17 protein-coding genes are annotated in these 18,530 nt (G+C 68.0%); 14 read left to right on the top strand and 3 right to left on the bottom strand.

The genetic code is table 11. From position 1 onward, the window contains the following. Nucleotides 1-74: 74 nt before the first annotated feature. From hpaD to KF707C_RS16230, 7 genes are all read left to right on the top strand, one after another. The gene (gene hpaD / locus KF707C_RS16200) at nt 75-998 is read left to right on the top strand and encodes a 3,4-dihydroxyphenylacetate 2,3-dioxygenase (protein WP_004420728.1); all 924 of its coding nucleotides are present in this window, start codon (nt 75-77) and stop codon (nt 996-998) included. Nucleotides 999-1,009: 11 nt separating this feature from the next. Beyond that, nucleotides 1,010-1,420 (top strand): 5-carboxymethyl-2-hydroxymuconate Delta-isomerase, encoded by a 411-nt coding sequence (locus KF707C_RS16205; RefSeq protein WP_004420725.1) that lies wholly within the window; start codon nt 1,010-1,012, stop codon nt 1,418-1,420. Between the two features lie 7 nt (nt 1,421-1,427). Continuing rightward, a complete protein-coding gene (gene hpaH, locus KF707C_RS16210) occupies nt 1,428-2,231 on the top strand; it encodes a 2-oxo-hept-4-ene-1,7-dioate hydratase (RefSeq protein ID WP_004420724.1) in 804 nt (267 codons plus the stop codon). Between the two features lie 78 nt (nt 2,232-2,309). Beyond that, a complete protein-coding gene (hpaI, locus tag KF707C_RS16215) occupies nt 2,310-3,110 on the top strand; it encodes a 4-hydroxy-2-oxoheptanedioate aldolase (protein WP_004420721.1) in 801 nt (266 codons plus the stop codon). 163 nt (nt 3,111-3,273) lie between these two features. Then, entirely contained in the window at nt 3,274-3,795 is a 522-nt protein-coding gene (locus tag KF707C_RS16220) for a gluconokinase (protein WP_004420720.1), read from the top strand. Nucleotides 3,796-3,945: 150 nt separating this feature from the next. Next, a complete protein-coding gene (locus tag KF707C_RS16225) occupies nt 3,946-5,889 on the top strand; it encodes a DEAD/DEAH box helicase (RefSeq protein WP_004420719.1) in 1,944 nt (647 codons plus the stop codon). A 122-nt stretch (nt 5,890-6,011) separates the two neighbouring features. After that, nucleotides 6,012-6,923: a hypothetical protein gene (locus tag KF707C_RS16230; protein WP_004420718.1), complete on the top strand. Its 912-nt coding sequence runs from the start codon at nt 6,012-6,014 to the stop codon at nt 6,921-6,923. Between the two features lie 171 nt (nt 6,924-7,094). Here KF707C_RS16230 and KF707C_RS16235 read toward each other — a convergent pair whose 3' ends face one another. After that, nucleotides 7,095-8,399, bottom strand: a complete 1,305-nt coding sequence (locus tag KF707C_RS16235) for an MFS transporter (RefSeq protein WP_004420717.1) — start codon at nt 8,397-8,399, stop codon at nt 7,095-7,097. A gap of 192 nt (nt 8,400-8,591) precedes the next feature. On the opposite strand from KF707C_RS16235, the gene KF707C_RS16240 reads away from it, so the two are divergent. The 5 genes from KF707C_RS16240 (at nt 8,592) to KF707C_RS16255 (ending at nt 14,298) form a co-directional block, all read left to right on the top strand. Beyond that, entirely contained in the window at nt 8,592-10,331 is a 1,740-nt protein-coding gene (locus KF707C_RS16240; RefSeq protein WP_004420716.1) for an IlvD/Edd family dehydratase, read from the top strand. A gap of 97 nt (nt 10,332-10,428) precedes the next feature. Continuing rightward, nucleotides 10,429-11,151: a FadR/GntR family transcriptional regulator gene (locus tag KF707C_RS16245; RefSeq protein WP_004420715.1), complete on the top strand. Its 723-nt coding sequence runs from the start codon at nt 10,429-10,431 to the stop codon at nt 11,149-11,151. A 271-nt stretch (nt 11,152-11,422) separates the two neighbouring features. After that, nucleotides 11,423-13,177: an alpha/beta fold hydrolase gene (locus KF707C_RS16250; RefSeq protein ID WP_004420713.1), complete on the top strand. Its 1,755-nt coding sequence runs from the start codon at nt 11,423-11,425 to the stop codon at nt 13,175-13,177. Between the two features lie 138 nt (nt 13,178-13,315). Further along, the gene (locus KF707C_RS29355) at nt 13,316-13,474 is read left to right on the top strand and encodes a hypothetical protein (RefSeq protein ID WP_158526758.1); all 159 of its coding nucleotides are present in this window, start codon (nt 13,316-13,318) and stop codon (nt 13,472-13,474) included. After that, on the top strand, nt 13,468-14,298 hold the full coding sequence (locus KF707C_RS16255; RefSeq protein ID WP_004420712.1) for a TlpA family protein disulfide reductase: 831 nt from the start codon (nt 13,468-13,470) through the stop codon (nt 14,296-14,298). The genes KF707C_RS29355 and KF707C_RS16255 overlap by 7 nt, the downstream gene beginning before the upstream one ends. A 65-nt stretch (nt 14,299-14,363) precedes the next feature. On the opposite strand, the gene KF707C_RS16260 is transcribed toward KF707C_RS16255, so the two are convergent. Then, nucleotides 14,364-15,944 (bottom strand): aldehyde dehydrogenase (NADP(+)), encoded by a 1,581-nt coding sequence (locus KF707C_RS16260; protein WP_004420711.1) that lies wholly within the window; start codon nt 15,942-15,944, stop codon nt 14,364-14,366. A 133-nt stretch (nt 15,945-16,077) separates the two neighbouring features. After that, nucleotides 16,078-17,073, bottom strand: coding sequence for an AraD1 family protein (araD1, locus tag KF707C_RS16265; RefSeq protein WP_004420710.1), 996 nt, complete (start codon nt 17,071-17,073; stop codon nt 16,078-16,080). 103 nt (nt 17,074-17,176) lie between these two features. On the opposite strand from araD1, the gene KF707C_RS16270 reads away from it, so the two are divergent. Both KF707C_RS16270 and KF707C_RS16275 read left to right on the top strand, forming a co-directional pair. After that, the gene (locus tag KF707C_RS16270; RefSeq protein ID WP_004420709.1) at nt 17,177-18,118 is read left to right on the top strand and encodes a LysR family transcriptional regulator; all 942 of its coding nucleotides are present in this window, start codon (nt 17,177-17,179) and stop codon (nt 18,116-18,118) included. 25 nt (nt 18,119-18,143) lie between these two features. Next, nucleotides 18,144-18,500 carry a 5-carboxymethyl-2-hydroxymuconate Delta-isomerase gene (locus KF707C_RS16275; RefSeq protein ID WP_004420707.1) on the top strand — a complete coding sequence of 119 codons (357 nt, stop codon included), beginning with the start codon at nt 18,144-18,146 and terminating at the stop codon, nt 18,498-18,500. The last annotated feature ends 30 nt before the right edge of the window (nt 18,501-18,530 follow it).

Genomic DNA, 18,530 nt, shown 5'->3' on the forward strand with positions numbered 1-18,530 from the left:
ATGACCGAGCGTGCACCGACAATCACAATGAACCCGAGCGCCTGACGGCAGGCGCTCCACTCGGAGTAACGACCATGGGCAAACTCGCTCTGGCTGCCAAGATCACCCACGTACCCTCCATGTACCTGTCCGAACTGCCCGGCCCTCGCCAGGGCTTCCGCCAGGCCGCCATCGACGGGCACATCGAGATCAGCCGCCGCTGCCGCGAACTGAACGTCGACACCATCGTGGTGTTCGATACCCACTGGCTGGTGAACGCCAACTACCACATCAACTGCGCGCAGCACTTCCAGGGCCTCTACACCAGCAACGAGCTGCCGCACTTCATCAGCAACATGGAGTACGCCTTCCCCGGCAACCCCGAACTGGGCCGTCTGCTGGCCGAGGAATGCAACCGCCTGGGCGTGGAGACCATGGCCCACGACGCCACCACCCTGGGCCCGGAGTACGGCACCCTGGTGCCCATGCGCTACATGAACGTCGACCAGCGCTTCAAGGTGGTTTCCGTCTCGGCGCTTTGCACGTCCCACTACCTGAACGACAGCGCACGCCTCGGCTGGGCCATGCGCAAGGCCGTGGAAGAACACTACGACGGCACCGTCGCCTTCCTCGCCAGCGGCTCGCTGTCCCACCGCTTCGCCCAGAACGGCCAGGCGCCGGAATTCGCCACCAAGGTCTGGAGCCCCTTCCTGGAGACCCTCGATCACCGCGTGGTGCAGATGTGGGAAGACGGCGAGTGGGACGCCTTCTGCGGCATGCTCCCGGAGTACGCGGTCAAGGGCCACGGCGAGGGCTTCATGCACGACACCGCCATGCTGCTGGGCGCTCTGGGCTGGTCGAAGTACGACGGCAAGGCCGAAGTCATCACGCCCTACTTCGGTTCCTCCGGCACCGGCCAGATCAACGCCCTCTTCCCGGTCACCCCGCAGGACGGCTCGGCGATTCCCGCCGCCCAGGCCTCCAACCCGGCCGGCGTGGCCTCCACCAGTCGCCTGTAAGGAGCATCGCCATGCCTCATCTGGTCCTGCTCTACAGCCCCGACCTGGAACGCGACGCGGACATGGGCGGGCTCTGCCGCGCCCTGGCCGACTGCATGCTCGAACAACGGGACGACGCCGGCCGCCAGGTCTTCCCCACCGGCGGCACCCGGGTACTGGCCTACCCCGCCGCCCACGCGGCGATCGCCGACGGCCAGGGCGACTACGGCTTCCTCTACGCCAACCTGCGCATGGGCGCCGGGCGCAGCCCGGCCGTGCACCAGCAGGTAGGCGAGGCGCTGCTGGCGGTGCTGCGCGGCCACCTCGACGCCCTGCTGGAGCGCCGTCCCATCGGCGTGACCCTGCAGATCGACGAAAGCCCGGGCCAGGTGTTCGACGCCAAGCACAGCAGCCTGCATCCCCTGTTCTCGAAGAATTCCTGAGGTCTCCATGCTCGACGCCAGCATCATCCAGCAAGCCGCCGCCCGCCTCGACGCCGCCGAGCGCTCCCGCGAGCAGGTGCGCCAGTTCTCCCTCGACTACCCCAGCATCAGCATCGAGGACGCCTACGCCATCCAGCGCGCCTGGGTGGAACGCAAGATCCGCGACGGCCGCAGGCTGGTGGGCCACAAGATCGGCCTCACCTCGCGGGCCATGCAGGTGTCCTCCAACATCACCGAACCGGACTACGGCGCGCTGCTGGACGACATGCTCTTCGAGGAAGGCAGCGACATCCCCTTCGATCGCTTCATCGTGCCCCGCGTTGAAGTGGAGCTGGCCTTCATCCTCGGCAAGCCGCTGCGCGGCCCCGACTGCACCGTCTTCGATGTGCTGGAGGCCACCGAATGGGTGATTCCGGCGCTGGAGATCATCGACGCCCGTATCCAGCAGGTGGACCCGGTCACCCAGGTCACCCGCAAGGTCTTCGACACCATCTCCGACAACGCCGCCAATGCCGGCGTGGTGATGGGCGGCCGTGCCGTGCGCCCCACCGAGATCGACCTGCGCCGGGTGCCGGCGATCCTCTACCGCAATGGCGTGATCGAGGAATCCGGCGTCTCCGCCGCCGTGCTCAACCACCCGGCCAAGGGCGTGGCCTGGCTGGCCAACAAGCTGGCCCCTTACGACGTCACCCTGGAAGCCGGGCAGATCATCCTCGGCGGCTCCTTCACCCGCCCGGTGGCGGCCCGCCCCGGCGACACCTTCCACGTCGACTACGACCAGCTGGGCTCCATCGCCTGCCGTTTCGTCTAAATCCAGCGCCGATGGTGGATGGAAAAAAGCGCCATCCACCCTACGCCTCGATCACCCAGTACGCCCCCGGAGCCTGCCATGCAACTCCCGATCAATACCTTCAAGCAAGGCCTGCAATCGGGCCAACCCCAGATCGGCCTCTGGCTCGGCCTGGCCGACGCCTACTGCGCGGAGCTGGCGGCCAACGCCGGTTTCGACTGGCTGCTGCTGGACGGCGAGCACGCCCCCAACGACCTGCGCAGCCTGCTGGCCCAGTTGCAGGCCATCGCGCCCTACCCGGCCCAGCCGATCATCCGCCCGCCCATCGGCGATGCCGCGCTGATCAAGCAGTTGCTGGACATCGGCGCTCAGACCCTGCTGGTGCCCATGGTGGAATCCGCCGAGCAGGCCGCCGGGCTGGTGCGCGCCATGCGCTACCCACCCGCCGGCATTCGCGGTGTCGGCAGCGCCCTGGCCCGCGCCTCGCGCTGGAACAGCATCCCCGGTTACCTGGATCGCGCCGACGAACAGATGTGCCTGCTGGTGCAGATCGAGAACCTGGACGGCCTGGCCAACCTCGATGCCATCGCCGCCGTGGACGGGGTGGACGGCGTCTTCATCGGCCCGGCCGACCTTTCCGCCGCCATGGGCCATCGTGGCAACCCCGGCCACCCGGAGGTGCAGGCGGCCATCGAGGACGCCATCCTGCGCATCCGCCAGGCCGGCAAGGCCGCCGGCATCCTCTCCGCCGACCAGGGACTGGCGCGGCGCTACCTCTCGCTTGGCGCCTCCTTCGTCGCCGTCGGCGTCGACACCACGGTGCTGATGCGTGGCCTGCAGACCCTCGCCGCCACCTTCAAGGACACCCCGGCGCCCGCAGCCGGTGGCGGCGTCTACTGACCCAACGCCCGAAGGGCAACGCACCGACATCCCAGCCATGGGTACGTTGCCTCCTTCCCTGGTGACGCACCGAGGCGGCTCCAGCCTTTCGGATCAATTCCGCACACCGCAGATTTCCGCTCCATGGCCTAGCCTTTCAGGTAACAGCAGTGGAGATGGCCCCATGTACCAGCCGATCAATGCCTTAGTGATCATGGGCGTCGCCGGCAGCGGCAAGTCCGCCGTGGCGCGTGCGCTGGAACTGCGCAGCGGCGCCCGGCTGATCGAGGGCGACGCCTTCCATCCCGACCGCAACATCCAGAAGATGAGCGCCGGCCAACCCCTCACCGACAAGGACCGCGCCGCCTGGCTCCATGCCCTGGAAAAGCGCCTGCGCCAGGCCTATGCCGCCGGCGAGCATCCCATCCTCACCTGCTCCGCCCTCAAGCGCGCCTACCGCGACGGCCTGCGCCAGGCCATTCCGGCCCTGGGCTTCGCCTACCTGGAACTCAGCCCCGAGGCGGCCGCCGAGCGCATGGCCCGTCGCCGGGGCCACTTCATGCCGGCCAGCCTGCTGGACAGCCAGTTCGCGGACCTGGAACCGCCCCGGGACGAACCCCTGACCCTGATTCTCGACGGTACCCAGGGCGTGGAAGCCCTCGCCGCCGAGATCCACCAGTGGTGGCAACACCACGCCCCCGCCTGACCACCGCGCCGCGCCGTCGATGGGTTTCACCTTTCGCTGCGCCCCCGCGCATTGGGCTCCCGCTCGGTCTGTCATCATTCCGCCACCCTCCAGTCCCGGCGCGAAAACCCTTATCATCCGGCGCTTTGCCGTGGTCACAGGGATATCTCCATGCTGTCTGCCGTTCGACGCTACAAGGCACTGCTGTCCGGCGCCCTGGCGCGTTACTTCCCTCACACCACCGAGTACCTGCGAGCCGAGCGGGAAGCCGCCGCGCAACTGCGCAAACCCCAGCCCCGGACGAAAAAGGCCGCCGGCGACAAAGCCAGGGCCAGCAAGCCGCGGACCCGGAAAGCCTCGGGCGACGACCCTGCCGATGCCGGCAAGCCGATTGACGACGGCATCTACTCCAGCGCGCGCCTGAAAGTCAGCGAAGCCCAGGAGAAGGCCATGCGCGAGCGGGTCGCCCAGGCGGTCGCGGCCGGCGTGGTCAGTGCGCCATCCGACGAGCAATGGGCGATGATCCTCGGCCGCGCGCCGCTCACCCGCATCTTCGCCGGCGCGGGATCGGGCAAGTCCACCACCCTGGTGCTGCGGGTGGTGTTCATGCATTGCCACCTCAGCATCCCCCTGGATCGGCTGACGGTGATCTCCTTCACCAACGCCTCCTGTGCCGAACTCCGCGAGCAGCTCGCCCGGGTGCTCGGCTTCTGGCAGTACAGCTTCGAAGCCCCCCAGGCACGCCAGTGCGTACGCACCTTCCACTCGGCCATGGGCACCCTGGCCCGCGACCTGCTGGGGAACCCCCGCTGGTTCGAGCAACTGGACGACGTCGCCGGCGAACCGGACAACCCGCTGCTGGCCGGCCGCCTGCGCCCCGCGCAGCAGAGCTTGCTGAAGCAGGCCTACGACACCTGCTACGCCGCCGAGCCGGGCTTTCGCCAGCGGGTCCATGCACTGCTGGACCTGCCGCCACCGCCCAGCGCGGAAGACGGCCAGCCGGCCCCCATCGGCCAGGCGCCGCTGGACGGCTTCAAGCTGGCCGGAGAGTTCACCCCTTTGCCGTTGTTCGAAGCCTTCCACGTCCAGGCCGGCTTCATGGAAAGCATCGGCATCCGCCTCGACCGCCTGAAACCCAGGACGCTGGACTGCGCCCCACGGGAACGCACCTTCATCGAGGCGCTGCTGCTGTTCTGGAAGCAGTTCGAGCGCGAGCTGAAGGCCCAGGGGCTGATGACCTTCAACCTGGCCTTCCAGCGCCTCGGCGACGCCCTGGCCAAGGGCGATGGCATCCCCGGCGCGGCGCTCACGCCGTATGCCCACCTGCTGATCGACGAGTTCCAGGACATCTCGCCGCAGATCGTCCTGTGGCTGCAGGCCTTGCACCGCGAACTGGCGCGCCGCGGCGAAAAGGTCAGCCTGATGGCCATCGGTGACGACTGGCAGTCCATCTACGGCTGGCGAGGCAGCTCCCCGGAACTGTTCATGGACTTCGACCGGCACTTTCCCAGCACGGGCAAGTCCCGCAGGAGCGCGGTGCTGATGCTGGAGACCAACTACCGCTCCATCGAGCCCATCCTCCGCGACGGCGAGAAGGTGCTGGAAGGCGTGGCCTTCAAGCAGGCGAAGACGAGCCGGGCCTTCAAGACGGCGCAGCCTGGCGATCATGGCGTGAAACTGGTGAGCGGATTCGACCTGAAAGCCCGTCTGCCGGAGCTGCTGAAGGAGATCCAGGCCCAGTGCGCCGAGGTCACGGGGCGCCCCACTGTCGACCGCAACCCGGTGCTGCTGCTCGCCCGACGCAACGAGGTGCTGAAGCAGATCCAGTCCCGGCTCGACCCCAAGCTTCCGGTCAAGGCCTACAGCATCCACCGCGCCAAGGGCCTGCAGGGGGAAGTGGCGATCATCGTCGACGACTGCCTGCCCCCGGAGAAGCACCCGCTGCGCAACGCCCTCTATGCGCACTCCGGCTTCTTCCGCAACAGCTACGACCAGGCCATGGCCGACGAAAACCTGCGCCTGGCCTACGTGGCCATCACCCGTGGCGTGAGCCGGGTGATCTGGTACACGGCCAAGGTGCAGGGGGCGGTGGAGGCATTCAAGGGGCGCGCGTGAGCCAGCGACGGCGTCGCACGGCCAGCCGCCCCTGGCGCCCGGAATGACCTTGGCTACACTCCCAGCTCGCCCCTCGTCGCTCGACCGAGGGCAGATCACTCGCCGCCGGACAGGGAGAAGCCATGGCCATCTACACCCGGGAAAGCCTCTCGCAGGAAGTGAAGCCCCGCTGGTCCGTCATCACCTCGCCACTGGTCAAACCGGACTGGTACGTCCTGGGCACCCAGGAGCAGGAAATCGACGAGGCCTGGGCGCTGTATTCCAACACCAGGGGCAGCCTGCTCTCCGAACTCCTGCTGGGCGACATGAAGCTCCGCTCCCAGGTGGAAATCCTGAAGAACTTCGGCACCACCTCCGGCACCGCCACGACCATGGAACGAGGCACCCTGTTCGAGGCGGGTTCGAGCACCAGGACCATCTCCTCCGCTACCGTGCAGACGTCCGTCAAGCAGTTGCTTCGCCAGAACCAGGCCATGTCCGGAACGGCACAGGGGGCCATTACGCCGCTGCCCAAGGAGATCGTGGCCGACACGGGCCAGCATTTGCGCAAGGGCAGCGTGCTCAACGATGGCTGGTGGTGGCCCTTCAAGAACGACGCCTGGATCCTGGGTGGAGTCCACGGGTTGAAACGGTTTCATCTGGCACTTGCGACCGTTCCTGACGAGTTGCTCTGGGACAAGGCTTCCAAGCGCCCGCGCGTTCTCGGGAGGGAGCTCCTGGGCCTGCATCTCGCGGGCTACAAGCTGATCGGCCTGCCGGCATGGACCATCAAGAAGACCTGGAATGCCTGGGGAAAGGAACAGAGCTCGACGACGCCCGTTTCGGCCAAGACCATCCGGGAGTCCATCGGCTTCGTGTTCGCCCCCACGTCAAAGGTAACCGCCGAGAGCCTGACCTTTACCGGCTATCAGGAGGCGATCAACGCCCTGACCGGCATCGATGACATCAAGAACACCATCCTGAATGAAGCGGAAGCCATCGCCTTCGATGCCTACGACTTCGACAAGGTGGTTGCACCGCCCGCCACGCTGTAAGCGCGCCAAAGGCCGTGTCACCGGACACCGCCGGCACCCTCCGGTGGGTTTCACGCGGATGCGCTCGCACCTCGGGGGCTGCGGGACCAGAGGCGAAACCTCGGCGGCGGAGGTACGAGCCCGGCGTGGCCGGGCCGATACCGGGAAAGTGGGCGTCCGTGCCCGGGAGCCTCAGGAGAGTTGCCGCTCAGGCGTGCCCCCGGCGAGGGCCTTCTTTTCCAGTTGGGTGTAGACCACAAGGGTCAGCACCACGCCGGTGGCCAGCACGGCGGAAAGGAAGTACAGCCCCGACGCCAGGCTGCCGGTGTATTCCTTCAGCGCGCCGATGCCGAACGGCCCTATGTAGCCACCCAGGTTGCCGAAGGAGTTGATCAGGGCGATGCCGGCCGCCGCGCTGGCGCCTGTCAGGAAGCGTCCCGGCAACACCCAGAAGATCGCCGTGGTGGAGAACAGGCAGAAGGCGACCAGGCTCAGTGCCGCCAGTTGCAGCACGGGCGAACTCAGCCAGGCACTGAGGAACAGGCCGATGGCGCCGAGCACATAGAGCACCGTCAGGTGGCCGTAGCGATCATTGAGGCGGTCCGAACTGCGCGGCACCAGGAGCAGGCCGATCACCCCGAAACAATAAGGCACCGAGGAGATGAAGCCGGTAGCCAGGTCGCTGCCGCCGAACTGGTGCACCAGGGTCGGCAGCCACAAACCCAGGCCGTAGATGCTGAGGGTACCCGGCAGGTACAGCAGCGCCAGTAGCAGCACGCGGCGATCGGTCAGGGCCCGCAACGGGTTGGCGTGCTCGGTCTGGCCATATTCCCGGCGATCCTTCTCCAGTTCGACGCTGAGCCACTGGCGATCGGAATCCGACAGCCAGCGAGCATCCCTTGGCGTGTCCGGCAGGTACTTCAGCGTCGGCCAGGCCAGCAGCACGGCCGGTACGCCGATGAGGATGAAGAGCCACTGCCAGCCGGTCAGCCCACCGAGGCCGTTCAGACCCAGCAACGCTCCCGCCAGCGGCCCGGTGACCATCAGCGCAATGGGCTGGGAAAGGATGAACAGCCCCAGCACCTTGCCGCGATGACGCACGGGGTACCAGCGGGTGATGTAGTAGAGCACCCCGGGGAAGAAGCCGGCCTCCGCCGCCCCCAGCAGGAAGCGCATGACGTAGAAGCTGTAGGCGCCCTGGATCAGCGACATGCCCACCGTGATGGCGCCCCAGGTGATGAGGATGCGGGCGAACCAGCGCCGTGCGCCGTAGCGCTCCAGCAACAGGTTGCTGGGTACTTCGAAGATGAAATAGCCGATGAAGAAGAGGCCGGCGCCAAAGCCATAGGCCAGGTCGCTGATGCCCAGGTCGGCGTTCATGTGCAGCTTGGCGAAACCCACGGCCGAACGATCGATGTAGGCGACGAGGTAGAGCAGGATCAGGAAGGGAATCAACCTGAGCGTGAGCGTGCGAATGATCCGAGCTTCCGGATTCATGGCGGTTCTCCAGCTTGTTGTTTTTATGGGTCGGTTGTCTCGGTCCGGAGAATGACAGGCACCCCTCTCGGCCAAGTGATCGAGACAATATAGTAATACTTTTTGACGATCAACTATTTAAAAACACACGAACAGGCGGTAGATTCAGCATCACCCCAACGCAATAGTCATACAATAAGAGTTGACCGTGCCATGAACGAAAAGAAAACCCCGCTCCGCTCCGCCCAGTGGTTCGGCACTGCCGACAAGAACGGCTTCATGTACCGCAGCTGGATGAAGAACCAGGGCATCCCGGATCACGCATTCCAGGGCAAGCCTATCATCGGCATCTGCAACACCTGGTCCGAGCTGACGCCCTGCAACGCCCACTTCCGCAAGATCGCCGAGCACGTGAAGAAAGGCGTGCTGGAGGCCGGCGGCTTCCCGGTGGAGTTCCCGGTCTTCTCCAGCGGCGAATCCAACCTGCGCCCCACCGCCATGCTCACCCGCAACCTGGCGAGCATGGACGTTGAAGAAGCCATCCGCGGAAACCCGGTGGACGCCGTGGTGCTGCTCACCGGCTGCGACAAGACCACCCCCGCGCTGCTCATGGGGGCGGCCAGCTGCGACGTGCCGGCCATCGTCGTCACCGGTGGCCCCATGCTCAACGGCAAGCACAAGGGCAAGGACATCGGCTCCGGCACCGTGGTCTGGCAGATGCACGAGGCCTACAAGGGCGGCCAGATCAGCCTGGACGAATTCCTCTCCGCCGAGGCCGGCATGTCCCGCTCGGCGGGCACCTGCAACACCATGGGCACCGCCTCCACCATGGCCTGCATGGCCGAGGCCCTGGGCACTTCCCTGCCCCACAATGCCGCGATCCCGGCGGTGGACTCGCGCCGCTACGTGCTGGCCCACCTGTCCGGCATGCGCATCGTCGACATGGTCCACGAGGACCTGCGCCTGTCGAAGATCCTCACCCGCGAAGCCTTCGAGAACGCCATCAGGGTCAATGCCGCCATCGGCGGTTCCACCAACGCCGTGATCCACCTGAAAGCCATCGCCGGACGCATCGGCGTCGACCTGGACCTGGAAGACTGGACCCGCATCGGCAAGGGCACCCCCACGGTGGTGGACCTGCAGCCCTCGGGCCGCTTCCTGATGGAGGATTTCTACTATGCCGGCGGGCTGCCCGCGGTGATCCGCCGCCTTGGCGAGGCCGGCCTGCTGCCCAACCCGGAGGCGCTGACCGCCAACGGCAAGAGCCTCTGGAGCAATTGCCAGGCCGCACCGCAGTACAACGACGAGGTGATCCGTCCGCTGGACAAGCCCCTGGTGGAAGACGGCGGCCTGTGCATCCTGCGCGGCAACCTGTCGCCGCGCGGCGCGGTACTCAAGCCCTCCGCCGCTACCCCTGCACTGATGCAGCACCGTGGCCGCGCCGTGGTCTTCGAGAACTTCGACGACTACAAGGCGCGCATCGCCGACCCGGACCTGGACGTGGACGAGACCTGCGTGCTGGTGCTGAAGAACGCCGGGCCCAAGGGTTACCCGGGCATGGCCGAAGTGGGCAACATGGGCCTGCCGCCCAAGGTGCTGGCCAAGGGCATCACCGACATGGTGCGCATTTCCGACGCCCGCATGAGCGGCACCGCCTACGGCACCGTGGTATTGCACGTGGCGCCGGAAGCGGCCGCCGGTGGTCCCCTCGCGGCGGTGAGGAATGGCGACTACATCGAACTGGATTGCGCCAACGGCCGCCTGCATCTGGACATCAGCGACGAGGAACTGGCCGGCCGCCTGGCCGACCTCGAGCCCGACACCAGCGCGAAGCTCTTCGACAGCGGTTATGCCCGCCTCTACGTTGACCACGTGATGCAGGCCGACCAGGGCTGCGACTTCGACTTCCTCGTGGGCTGCCGCGGCCACGCCGTGCCGCGCCACTCCCACTGAGCCTTCGGGCGCCGGCTCCCCGGCGCCCCGCTCTGCCGAACGCGGCCAGGGAGCGATGCTATGATGCGCGGCATCATTTCGGACCTGCGCTTCTCCCATGGATTACCAGACACCCAAGCCCCGCAAGAGCATGCACGCCCGCATCGTCCAGGAACTGGGCATGCACATCGTTTCCGGCCGCTTCAAGCCCGAGGAAAAGCTTCCCCTGGAAGCCACGCTCTGTGAGGAATACAAGGTCAGTCGACCGGTATTGCGGGAAGCCACACGCGTGCTGACCGCCAAGGGTCTCGTGTATTCCAGGCCCCGCGTGGGCACCGTCGTGCGTCCGCGCAACGAGTGGCACCTGCTGGACCCGGACGTCCTCTACTGGCTGGTGCAGAGCACGCCCCAGAGCGAGTTCTTCAACACCCTGGTGGGCGTGCGGCGGATCCTCGAACCGGAGATCGCCGCCCTGGCCGCGACCACCGCGACGGACGAGGACATCGCCGCCATCGAGGACGCCTACCAGCGCATGGAAGCCGCCCAGACCCGCGAGCAGATGCTGCAGCCGGACCTGGATTTCCACCGCGCCATCGCCGAGGCCACCCACAACGACCTGCTGGCCTACATGTGCAACATGCTCTCGCTGCCCCTGCGCGAATCCATCACCGTCACCAACCTGCGACCCAATACCCAGCAGCTCAGCCTGCCGCGCCACAAGGCCATCCTCACCGCCATCAAGAATCGCGACGCCCTCGGCGCCCGGCATGCCTCCCTGGTGCAGCTGGACGACACCCGCGTCGCCCTCGATACCGTGATGAACGAACTGACGCCGCTCTGAGGGGCGTCGCGCCCGGCAGGGAACTTGCCGTGAGGGGCGGGCCCGGGCCTTTCCCGGATTTCATCCGGGCTACCTACCTCAGCCAGGCGCTGCCCCCACAGGGGTCCCTCCAGCTTGGCCCTCGTACGAACGGCCCCTCGTCGGCAAGGCCGGCCCCTGTCATGAAATGAAAACCCGCTGTCGCGCCATGCGATGTGGCCGGGCACCCTCGCGACCTAGAGTCGGCGCCCTCCCCCAATGGCAGGGCCCCGGGCCCGACACGAGCGTCGCGATGAGCAGATCCCCCCGTACCAGACAGTCCGCGTCCCGCAAACGCCCCCAGGACGAATCGTCCGCGACCGCCGAACAGGAACTGATCGGCACCGCCAGCCACCAGACGCTCGCCGGCGCCCCCCTGGTCGGCGTGCGCGGCGCGGACCTGGCCGGTTCCGCCGCGACCCTGCTCAAGGGCGTGGTCAAGTCGCCCCTCCAGGCCGGCAGGCACCTGGGGGATTACCTGAAGGCCCTGGGCGGCATCCTCGACGGCACGTCCACCCTGGAACCGCCCCCCAAGGACAAGCGCTTCGCCGACCCCGCCTGGCAATCCAATCCCTTCCTTCGCGCCCTGCTGCAGAGCTACCTGGCCGGCCGCGAGGAGCTGGAGCGCTTCATCGACTCCACCGACCTGGCGCCCCTGGAGAAGAACCGTGCGCGCTTCGTCGCCTCGCTGCTGGCCGATGCGCTGGCGCCCAGCAACTCGCCACTGACCAACCCGGCGGCGCTGCGCAAGCTGGTGGACACCGGAGGCATGAGCCTGGCGCGGGGCCTGCGCCACTTCACCCGCGACCTGCTGCACAACCGGGGACTTCCGACCCAGGTAGACAGCTCGCCCTTCACCCTGGGCGAGAACATCGCCAGCGCCAGGGGCGAGGTAGTGTTCCGCAACGAGATGTTCGAGCTGCTGCAGTTCGCCCCGACCACGGGAACCGTCTACGGACGGCCGCTGGTGATGTCGCCGCCGCAGATCAACAAGTACTACGCCATCGACCTGTCGCCGGAGAAGAGCCTGGTCCGCTGGATCCAGGACAGCGGCGTGAACCTCTTCGTCATCAGCTGGCGCAACCCCACCCGCGAGCACCGCGACTGGGGGCTCTCCGACTACGCCCTCTGCCTGGACCAGGCCGTCGAAGTGGCCCGAAGCATCACCGGCAGCCCTGACGTGAACATGTGGGGCTCCTGCTCCGGCGGCATCACCCTGGCGGCCTACCTGGGCTGGCTGGCGGCACGGGGCGAAGGGCACAAGGTGGCCAACACCTGCTGGGCGGTGTGCGTACTGGACATGCCCTCGGCCCTGGACGACACCACCCTCGGCCTGTTCACCAGCCCCGCCGCCTTGCGCGCGGCCAAGGCCAGCTCGCGGCGCAAGGGCGTGCTCAGCGGCCAGGACATGGCCCGCATGTTCGCCTGGATGCGCCCCAACGACCTGATCTGGAACTACTGGGTCAACAACTACCTGCTGGGCAACAGCCCGCCCGCCTTCGACATCCTCGCCTGGAACAACGACACCACGCGGCTGCCGGCGCAACTCCACGCCGACTACCTCGACCTGGTGCAGCAGAATCCCTACAGCAACCCGGGCAGCCTGGAAATCGCCGGCGAAGCCATCGACATGAGCCGCGTGCAGGTGGGTGCCTACGTGGTGGGTGGCACCACCGACCACATCACCCCCTGGCAGGGCTGCTACCGCACCGCGCGCCTGTTCGGCGCCGACGCCACCTACGTCCTCTCCAATGCCGGCCACTTGCAGAGCCTGGTCAACCCACCCGGCAATCCCCGGTCCTTCTACTACGCGGCGCCGGCCCGGGAGGACGACCCGCAGACCTGGCTGCAGAACGCCGGTGAGCGCCAGTCGGGCAGTTGGTGGCCCCATTGGCGCACCTGGATCCAGGCGCGCTCGGGGGATAGCCGGCCGGCGCCGAAGAAGTTGGGCTCGCGCAAGTACCCGCCCCTCTGCCCCGCTCCGGGAACCTATGTAAGGGAGCACTGAGGCGCCAAGCGGCAGACACAGCCCGTCTCCCGGCTTTCGCTGTCGCTTGCGCGGCAGCGGGGCGATACCATGCCCGCCTGCACACACCTCGCGAGGCCGGCGACCTACCCGGCCTCCCCCGTTCATCACGGAGCGTTCATGGGAGTCCCGAGCCTGGCGCCGTCCCCGCTGCATCCCGGTCAGGCCAGGCCTGTCGACGGGCTGCCGGGCCTGTGCCACCACACCAATGTCCTGCCACTGGCCCTCGAATACGGCGAGGCCCGGCTGCGGCGCCGGGAGGAACAGGGCCGATGCTGACCCTCAACCTTGGCCCTCTGGCCCTTGCCCTGCCCCACGTACTGATCCTCGGCAGTTTGTTGCTCGCCTCCCTGGCTGGCTGGTGGACGGGCAGGCGCAGCGGACAGAACCCCGAACGCTGGCTGTTCCGCCTGCTGCTGGCGGCGCTGCTGGTGGCACGGCTGGCCTTCGTGGTCACCTACATCGAGCATTTCCAGGCCGAGCCCTGGCGCATCATCGATATCCGCGACGGCGGTTTCATCGCCTGGCCGGGCGTGATTGCCGCGCTATCCCTGGGAGCTCTGCTGCTCTGGCGTCGGACCGAGCTGCGCAAACCGCTGGGCATCGCCCTGGTGGTGGGATTCGCCAGCTGGGGCCTGGGCCAGCTCACCTTGCAGGCGTTCGAGCGGGGCACCCGCCTGCCGGAGCTGGTCCTGCGCGACCGCGCCGGCCGTCCCGTCGCCCTGGAAAGCCATCTGGGCCGTCCCTTGGTGGTGAACCTCTGGGCCACCTGGTGCCCGCCCTGCCGGCGGGAGATGCCGGTACTGGCCGAGGCCCAGTCCGCGCATCCCGAAACGCGCTTCCTGTTCGTCAACCAGGGTGAGTCGGCGGAGGAGGTCCAGCGCTTCCTGGAAAGCCACGGCCTGTCCCTGGACGCTGTCCTGCTGGACAGCGGCGCGCGCCTCGGCCAGCAGGTGGGTTCCATGGCCCTTCCCACCACTCTCTTCTACGACGCCGAGGGCCGCCAGGTCGGCAGCCACCTCGGCGAACTCTCGCGGGCGAGCCTGGCCCGTGCCCTGGAATCCCTGGACACGCGCGCCAGGCCCGGCACCGCGCCCCCGTAGGAGCGGGCTCGCCCGCGAACCCGTCCGCGCGATTCGCCGGCAAGCCGGCTCCTACAGGGTGAAGCTCAGAGCGGCTCCCGCGTGCTCACCCCGTCCACCAGCCGCTGGATACCCAGCGGGTTGGCGTTCTTCAGGGCATCCGGCAGCAGCGCGTCCGGGTAGTTCTGGTAGCACACCGGGCGCAGGAAGCGGTCGATGGCGAGGCTTCCCACCGAAGTGCCACGGGCATCGGAGGTGGCGGGATAGGGTCCACCATGGACCATGGCATCGCACACCTCCACGCCGGTGGGATACCCGTTGAGCAACAGTCGGCCAGCCTTCTGCTCCAGCAGCGCCGTCAGGCCGCCGAAGGTCGCGAGGTCCGCCGGTTCGGCGATCAGGGTGGCGGTCAGCTGCCCCCGCAGCCCATGCAGGGCGCGGCTGAGCTCGTCCTGGTCGGCCACCTCGACCACCACGGTGGCCGGGCCGAAGACCTCCTCCTGCAACAGCTCGTCGCCATCCAGCAGCAGCCTCGCATCGGCCTTGAACAGCTGGGGATGGGCCTGACCACCCTCCTGCCTCGAACCGGCCAGGTGCGAGATGCCCGGGTGCCGGTGCAGGTGTTCCAGACCCTGGCAGTAGCTCTTCAGGCCGCCGGCATTGAGCAGGGTCTGGCCCGGCTGGTCACCCATGATGGCGGCGAAGCGCTGGAGAAAGGCGGTGAACGCCGGCGAGCGGATGCCGATCACCAGGCCGGGGTTGGTGCAGAACTGCCCGGCGCCCAGGGTGACGGACGCGGCCAGTTCGGCGGCCACCTGCTCGCCACGGACCGCGAGGGCCTCGGGCAGGAGCAGTACGGGGTTGATGCTGCTCATTTCCGCGAATACCGGGATGGGCTGCGGCCGCGCCGCCGCCATGTCGCAGAGCGCGCGGCCGCCGCGCAGGGAGCCGGTGAAGCCGACCGCCTGGATCGCGGGGTGCTTGACCAGCCATTCACCGACCCCGCCACCGAAGATCATGTTGAATACGCCGGCCGGCATGGCGGTCTTCTCCGCCGCGCGAACGATGGCGTCGGCGACCCATTCGGCGGTGGCCATATGGCCGCTGTGGGCCTTGAACACCACCGGGCAACCGGCGGCCAGCGCGGCAGCGGTGTCGCCGCCGGCGGTGGAGAACGCCAGGGGAAAGTTGCTGGCCCCGAACACCGCCACCGGGCCGACGCCCATGCGGCACTGGCGCAGGTCCGGACGCGGCAGCGGCTTGCGCTCCGGCAGGGCGCGGTCGATACGGGCGCCGAGGAAATCACCACGACGCAGCACGGTCGCGAACAGGCGCATCTGGCCACTGGTGCGGCCGCGCTCGCCCTGGATGCGCGCGGCCGGCAGCGCGGTTTCGCGGCAGACGGTGGCGATGAAATCGTCGCCCAGGGCATCCAGTTCATCGGCGATGGCATCGAGGAACTCGGCACGGCGGACGGCGGACAGGCTGCGGAAAGACGGATAGGCCGCCTCGGCGGCACGGGCGGCGGCGTCCACTTCCGCCTCGGTGGCCTGGTGGAAGGCAAAGGGCAGCGCCTCGCCGCTGGTGGCGTCGAAGCTCTGCAGGGTAAGGGTGCCGGCGGCGCTGCGGCCGCCCGCGATGAAGTTGAAACCGGTGATGACGGTCATGCTCGTCTCCCTGGCCTTGTGGGTTGAGGAATGGCCACCGCGAACGGCAGCCGAAAAAGGAGGAGTCGCGCCCGGCATGTGCCTCCTGGGCCCACGTCTGATGGGCGCGCGGTCGCCCCCAAGGGCGACGGTTTCAGAGGCTGCGCACGGCGCCGGGCGCCAGGTGTTCCGGGTCCAGTGCGATGCCGTTGACCAGAGGAGCGCCGAACTCGGGCATCTCGATCTCGAACCGGTCGCCCGGCCGGGCCTGGATGCCATCGGCGAAGGACAGGGTCGCGGTGCCGAAGTAATGCACGTGGACATCCCCCGGCCGCAGGAACTGGGCGTACTTGAAGTGGTGGTACTCCAGGTTCTCCAGGCTGTGGCACATGTTGTCCTCGCCGGAGAGGAACTCCTTCTCCCAGATCACCTCGCCCGCCCGGCGAATACGGCTCTTGCCCGCGAGGTGCGCGGGAAGCTCGCCGACCCGCAACTCGGGTCCATAGGCGCAGAAGCGCAACTTGGAGTGGGCCAGGTACAGGTAACTGCGGCGCTCCAGCACGTGGTCGGAGAACTCGTTGCCCAGGGCGTAGCCCAGGCGATAGGGCCGGCCGTCCGCGCCGATGACGTAGAGCCCCACCAGTTCGGGCTCCTCCCCGGCATCCTCGGCGAAGGCCGGCAGGGGGAAGTCGGCACCCGGGCGGACGACGATGCCGCCGTCTCCCTTGTAGAACCACTCCGGCTGCGCACCGACCTTGCCGGCACCGGGTTTTCCGCCTTCCACGCCCCACTTGAACATGCGCATGGTGTCGGTCAGGGTCGCGTCGTCCTGGGCCTTCTGCTGGTGCATCCTGTCGCGGGTGGAGGCGCTGCCCAGGTGGGTCAGGCCGGTGCCGCTGACCAGGCAATGGGCCGGGTCCGGGTGGTCCAGCGGCGGCAGCACGCGGCCGGTTTCCAGCAGTTCGCGGTAGGCCGGGCCGGGCTCGGTGCCACGGGCCAGCACTTCGTCCCGGAGGTTGCGGCCGGCGGCGATGGCGTCCAGGGCCAGGGCACGGGTGCTGGTGGCGTTGCGCACCCGTTGCACCTGCTCGCCCTCGATCAGGCCCACCTGACGCAGGCCCTCGGCGGTCTCGAACTGGATCAGTCTCATGGCGGTGACTCTCGTTGCGGGGTGTTGCCGGGGACTTTACGAATCCCCCGGGGGCCTGCCTAATGACGGCTTCTGATCCCGTGATAACCAACAGTCATCCCCCATGATCGCCTCCCTCCCCGCCCTGGTATCCCGCCTGCGCCTGAAGCAGTTACGGCTCCTCATCGCCCTGGACGAGCAGGGTTCGCTGCACAAGGCCGCCGAGCAGGTGGCCATCACCCAGCCGGGCGCCACCAAGGCCTTGAACGAGATCGAGGCGGCCTTCGGCATGCGACTGTTCAACCGCACCAGCCAGGGCCTGGAAGCCAACGACCTGGGACGTTGCGCCATCCGCTACGCGCGGCTGATCCATACCGACCTGGCGCACCTGCGGGAAGAGATGATCGGCATTCTCCAGGGCCAGGGCGGGCGTCTCTCGGTGGGTGTCGTCATGGGTGCGGTGCCGCTGCTGGTGCGCAGCCTGGCGCGGCTGCAACAGGCCCAGCCGGAGCTGTCGGTGGAGGTGGTGGAGGACACCAGCGCGCGGTTGCTCGGGTTGATCGACCAGGGCCGCCTGGACCTGGCCATCTGCCGCACCAGCGTCAGCCCGAGGCCGGATGCCTACGACTGCCACGAGCTGTACCAGGAACGCTTGCGGGTCGTCGCCAACCCGGCCCATCCCCAGGTTTCGGCGGAGCGGCTGGAGCTGCGGGACCTGGCCGACAGCCGCTGGGTGGTCTACCCGGCCAACATGCCCATGCGCCTGGTGCTGGAGCGTGAATTCAGCCAGGCGGGCCTGGACTTTCCGCGTTATCCCCTGGAGACCGCCTCCACCTTCACCACCCTGATGCTGCTGCGGCAGGAGCGCGACCTGGTGGCGCTGATGCCCCGGGAAGTGGCGGAGGTGGCCATCGACACCGGCAGCGTGGCCGCCCTGCCCCTGCAACTGCGCTCCCGCAGCGAACCCTTCTCCCTGGTCAGCCGCCGAGGCGCGCCGCTGTCGGCGCCGGCGCGATTGCTGAGCCAGGCCCTGGAATCCGAAAGCACCGCCCCATCCGGCGACTGACTCGCCCCGACCACAGGACCTCGACATGCCCCATCTCGTCATCGAATACAGCGCCAACCTCCACGGCTTCGACGCCGCCACCACCCTCGCCGCCTGCAATGGCTTCCTCGCCGACACCGGCCACTTCGGCGAGGCCGATATCAAGAGCCGCGTGGTGCGCCACGAGCACTTCCTGGTGGGCACCCGGGCCGAGGGCCGGGGCTTCGTCCATGCCACCTTGTGGTTGCTTTCCGGCCGGCCCGAAAACGTCAAGCAGGCCCTATCCCGTGGGGTGCTGGAGGCCCTGCAAGCCAGTTTCGCGAAGCCTGAGGGCATGGACGTCCAGCTCAGCGTGCAGCTGCAGGACATGGAGCGCTCGACCTACGCCAAGGCGTTTCTCTAGGCTGCAGGGGAAGCCGCCTCCAGGCGGGAT

This window comes from Pseudomonas furukawaii, from assembly GCF_002355475.1.
GTDB classification, from domain to species: domain Bacteria; phylum Pseudomonadota; class Gammaproteobacteria; order Pseudomonadales; family Pseudomonadaceae; genus Metapseudomonas; species Metapseudomonas furukawaii.

Coding starts and splice junctions, on each gene's coding strand:
- araD1 (WP_004420710.1), bottom strand. CDS start 17,073: ATGAGACTGATCCAGTTCGAGACCGCCGAGGGCCTGCGTCAGGTGGGC.
- KF707C_RS16260 (WP_004420711.1), bottom strand. CDS start 15,944: ATGACCGTCATCACCGGTTTCAACTTCATCGCGGGCGGCCGCAGCGCC.
- KF707C_RS16240 (WP_004420716.1), top strand. CDS start 8,592: ATGAACGAAAAGAAAACCCCGCTCCGCTCCGCCCAGTGGTTCGGCACT.
- hpaD (WP_004420728.1), top strand. CDS start 75: ATGGGCAAACTCGCTCTGGCTGCCAAGATCACCCACGTACCCTCCATG.
- hpaH (WP_004420724.1), top strand. CDS start 1,428: ATGCTCGACGCCAGCATCATCCAGCAAGCCGCCGCCCGCCTCGACGCC.
- hpaI (WP_004420721.1), top strand. CDS start 2,310: ATGCAACTCCCGATCAATACCTTCAAGCAAGGCCTGCAATCGGGCCAA.
- KF707C_RS16230 (WP_004420718.1), top strand. CDS start 6,012: ATGGCCATCTACACCCGGGAAAGCCTCTCGCAGGAAGTGAAGCCCCGC.
- KF707C_RS29355 (WP_158526758.1), top strand. CDS start 13,316: ATGGGAGTCCCGAGCCTGGCGCCGTCCCCGCTGCATCCCGGTCAGGCC.
- KF707C_RS16275 (WP_004420707.1), top strand. CDS start 18,144: ATGCCCCATCTCGTCATCGAATACAGCGCCAACCTCCACGGCTTCGAC.
- KF707C_RS16235 (WP_004420717.1), bottom strand. CDS start 8,399: ATGAATCCGGAAGCTCGGATCATTCGCACGCTCACGCTCAGGTTGATT.
- KF707C_RS16225 (WP_004420719.1), top strand. CDS start 3,946: ATGCTGTCTGCCGTTCGACGCTACAAGGCACTGCTGTCCGGCGCCCTG.
- KF707C_RS16270 (WP_004420709.1), top strand. CDS start 17,177: ATGATCGCCTCCCTCCCCGCCCTGGTATCCCGCCTGCGCCTGAAGCAG.
- KF707C_RS16245 (WP_004420715.1), top strand. CDS start 10,429: ATGGATTACCAGACACCCAAGCCCCGCAAGAGCATGCACGCCCGCATC.
- KF707C_RS16205 (WP_004420725.1), top strand. CDS start 1,010: ATGCCTCATCTGGTCCTGCTCTACAGCCCCGACCTGGAACGCGACGCG.
- KF707C_RS16250 (WP_004420713.1), top strand. CDS start 11,423: ATGAGCAGATCCCCCCGTACCAGACAGTCCGCGTCCCGCAAACGCCCC.
- KF707C_RS16255 (WP_004420712.1), top strand. CDS start 13,468: ATGCTGACCCTCAACCTTGGCCCTCTGGCCCTTGCCCTGCCCCACGTA.
- KF707C_RS16220 (WP_004420720.1), top strand. CDS start 3,274: ATGTACCAGCCGATCAATGCCTTAGTGATCATGGGCGTCGCCGGCAGC.